Origin of the sequence: Aestuarium sp. (assembly GCF_023253315.1) — a bacterium.
GTDB classification, from domain to species: domain Bacteria; phylum Pseudomonadota; class Alphaproteobacteria; order Rhodobacterales; family Rhodobacteraceae; genus Marivivens; species Marivivens donghaensis.
Genome location: NZ_JALRGW010000102.1, coordinates 1 through 1,034, shown reverse-complemented (window position 1 = coordinate 1,034; position 1,034 = coordinate 1). Strand labels below are relative to the sequence as shown.

Below are 1,034 nucleotides of genomic sequence, written 5' to 3'. Positions count from 1 at the left end.
CCGGGCGCTTCTTGGAGTACATGTCGGCGACCTTGATCTTGTAGAAGTCGGCCACTGTTTTTTGGATGTTCTCGACCGAAATCTGCCGATTTTGGATAGACAGCAGATCCCTGAGTGCTTCTTTGGCCAGCGCAATCGAAATGTCTTTTTGGTTAAAGCGGGAATAGGCCAATATTTTCCGCAGGGCACCTTCAAGCTCTCGCACGTTGGAGCGGACGTTTTTGGCCACACAAAAGGCGACATCTTCGGGCATGACGGCCCCTTCCTGCGCGGCTTTATTAATCAAAATGGCCACCCGCATTTCGAGTTCTGGGGGCTCAATGGCGACCGTTAACCCTGAGTCAAAGCGCGAGACCAAACGTTCATGGATGTCTGACAAGCCCTTGGGGTAGGTGTCACTGGTCATCACAATGTGTGAGCGCTTTGCCAATAAGGCCTCGAATGCATTGAAAAACTCTTCTTGCGTCCGGTCTTTATTGGCGAAAAACTGCACATCGTCAATCAGCAGCAAGTCGAGCGAGTGGTAACGGGCCTTGAACTCGTCAAACGCCTTGCGCTGATAGGCCTTAACCACATCAGACACGAACTGCTCGGCGTGGATGTAGAGAACTTTCGCGTTTGGTTGATCCGCGACCAAGTGGTTGCCAATCGCGTGCATCAGGTGGGTTTTACCCAGACCGACGCCGCCGTAAATGAATAAGGGGTTGTACAACTGCCCTAGTTGACTTGCCACATGCATGGCTGCGGCGCGCGCCATTCGGTTGGCGCTACCCTCGACAAGACTCTCAAAGGTGAGCGCGGTGTTCAGGCGGCTCTTGTGCGCGCTGTCGGTGTTGGCGCTGTCCAGTGGCGCCAATGATGGCGCGTCTATGGCCTCGTCAAAAACGCTGTCACGTGCGATCCGCGGCGCGACAGATGCTGATTTGGTGGCGCTTTCGCGAGGAGTGAGTGCTAACTCTAATATAACATCCTCACCGCACAATGCCTTGAGTGTTTGGGTGATCTTTTGGGCATATTGGCTGCGAACCCAGTCC

At 54.0% G+C, this 1,034-nt stretch carries 1 protein-coding gene; it reads right to left on the bottom strand.

The window, feature by feature from the left end; genetic code table 11:
* On the bottom strand, positions 1-1,034 hold a 1,034-nt coding region (dnaA, locus tag AC1QQ2_RS14400; RefSeq protein WP_479713661.1), incomplete at both ends, for a chromosomal replication initiator protein DnaA.